3 protein-coding genes and 1 pseudogene are annotated in these 2,270 nt (G+C 68.1%); all 4 read right to left on the bottom strand.

Features of this window, described 5'->3' with window-relative positions; all coding sequences use genetic code 11:
- Positions 1–718: site-specific integrase (locus ABZ826_RS39185; RefSeq protein ID WP_361459357.1), on the bottom strand; the 718-nt coding region annotated here is incomplete at its 3' end.
- Entirely contained in the window at positions 625–1,431 is an 807-nt protein-coding gene (locus ABZ826_RS39180) for a hypothetical protein (RefSeq protein WP_361459355.1), read from the bottom strand. The genes ABZ826_RS39185 and ABZ826_RS39180, both read right to left, overlap by 94 nt.
- Positions 1,428–1,877 (bottom strand): hypothetical protein, encoded by a 450-nt coding sequence (locus ABZ826_RS39175; protein ID WP_361459353.1) that lies wholly within the window; start codon positions 1,875–1,877, stop codon positions 1,428–1,430. Before ABZ826_RS39175 ends, ABZ826_RS39180 begins: the two co-directional genes overlap by 4 nt.
- 312 nt (positions 1,878–2,189) lie before the next feature.
- Positions 2,190–2,270, bottom strand: a pseudogene (locus tag ABZ826_RS39170) (transposase); the annotation flags it as partial.

Raw genomic sequence — 2,270 nt, 5'->3', positions numbered from 1 at the left:
AGAAGCAGGCGTGTTCGTGGATGCACGAAGTGCCGAACGAGCGTCCGCAGGTTCCGGTGGAGACCTTGCGGCGCTCGAAGTGGCCGAGGAACTCGCTCCATTCCTCGTCGGTGGGGACGCGGTATTCCTCGCTCGGCCGTAGCGCTCGCCTGCGGGCGAGGAAGGCCAGGTGGGCCTGGACAGCTTCGTCCGGATAGACGGCCTTGTAGCCGAGGGTGACGTTGATGTCCTGGTGGCCGGCGATGATCTGCGCGATGTGCGGGGGCAGGCCGTTCAGCACGGCATCGGTGATGAACAGCCTGCGGAAGTCGTGCGGGGTGAAGTGCAGGGGGCCGCCGGTGACCGAGTCGGTGAGGCCGGTGTGCGCGAGTGCCCGGGTGAGCATCGTGCGGATGGCGCTGGAGCTGATCGCCCGGTTCTCGTAGCCGCGCTGCCGCTGGAAGAGCAACGGTGCCGCTGGCAGCCACGTGCGCTCGTACTGGTCGTAGTGGGGAACGAGGGGCACTCTCCCGTTCTGGTCACGGATCCTGCGGATGACCATCGAGAGCACGTCGGCGAGTTCGGGACTGACGACCAGGAGCCGTTCGGTATCGGTCTTGGACGGTGCGATCTGCAGCAGCGGGATCAGCTCGCCGGTGGTGGGCAGCCGGTATTGGACCAGACTGTGGTGGGAGAGCTCGCTGAGCTCCTTGACGCGGACGCCGGTGGCTCGCAGCACCTCAACCACGGCGAAGGCCCAGAAGGCGTGGTCCTCCTCGCGTCCGATGTCACGCCGCAGGCCCGTGTCGAGATCGGCGGCCAGGATCTTCGTTGCCGCCGAACGGCGTGGGGCGACACGTACCTGTGTCTGGCCAGGCCAGCAGCGCTGAACGTCTCCCCATCGGTCGCGTTGCGGGCAGCGGCCAGCAGGGCCGCGGCGTCCCGGCGGCGCCGGTCGACGCTGCGGACCAGGGCAGGCAGCACCGGCAGCCGTTCGCGGGTGCGGGCATCCATCCGCGACTTGCGGCGCCGCTTGTCCTTCTTGCGGTTGATCTCCTCGCTGCCCACCGGGCAGGGGGCGACCCACTGTGCCCAGCGAGCCGGGTCTTCCACGGCCCAGTGAGCCAGGTCCAGGTAGAACGCTCTCACCGGGGTGAGGCACTCACGGTAGTTGATGCGCGGCGCCTGGTCGGTGATTCGCTGGCCATCGGGGGTGCGGGTCGTCTTGTTCACGGTGCGAAGTCGCTGCTTCCACGCCTCGGCGATCTCGCGCGGCAGGTGGAGGCTGCTGATTCCCCGATGGTGTCGCTCCAGGTCGGACCAGAAGAGCTTGGCGAGGTAGTAGGACAGCGCCTCCTGGCTGTTGTAGTCCAAGGCCGGCTGGCGTTCTCGCAGGTAGTCGACGAGAAGGTCACGGATGGGACGGCAGGAGATGCCGTAGCGATCGATCATCTCCTCCGGCGTTCGCTGCCCGGCGGTCCGCAACTCCCGCAGTTGAGGTGCGTCGCCCCGACCGACGTGCCACGCAGTCCAGCCTCGATATCCAGCAGCTCCAGCACGTCGCCGGCGGTGATGTCGGCAACCGTGCCGCCCTTCGCCGCGAGGATCCGGGCGGTTCGGTAGGCAGTGCGGGTCATGGCGGCGAGGTTGACGCTCGGGTCGCTCGCGCACCGTTCCTTCAGCCGTGCGAATCCGGCGCTGTCCCTGTACTTCTCCATGACGCGGGGCAGTGCCCCGCGTCGACGCGAGGCAGTGACCAACCAGGTGAGCGACGGGCGGAACAGGTCGGCGGCGATGGCGACGTTCACGGACCGGAAGAAAGCATCGTGCCGGTGGACCTGGGTGTGCCCGTGGCTCGCCAGCCACTGCAGCGGGACAGTGCGCCAGATGCCACGCACTCAGCAACTCGCTGGCGCGAGCCCCGGTGGAGACGTAGAAGGCGACCAGGGCCCGGTCCCGGTGCGAGGCCAGCCGGGCGAAGATCTCGTTGAACTCGCTGTCCGGGACGCTTCGCGGCAGTCGCTTGGGCATCCTCGGCCGGTAGAGGCCGACGCGCTCGTTGCGGGGTGCTTCCATCGGGTTGCGATGAGCGTGCGCGCGTCGTCCCCGTCGCGAGCGGTCCAGGGGGAACGGGTTGAGCACCGGACCGGTCCCGGTGGTGAGATGGAAGTCGTAGAAGGTGCGCAGAACGGTCTTTATCTAGTGCCGGATCAGGCAACGTTTGCCCTGTCGACGACGGCGCGTAGGCGCCGGTCGTCGGCATGGCGGTTTCGCCAGATGATGTAGCGGCG

Source organism: Streptomyces sp. NPDC047515 (genome assembly GCF_040643055.1).
Lineage (GTDB): Bacteria > Actinomycetota > Actinomycetes > Streptomycetales > Streptomycetaceae > Streptomyces.
Note: the sequence above shows the minus strand (reverse complement) of the source record. Positions and strands in the feature narration are given on the sequence as shown.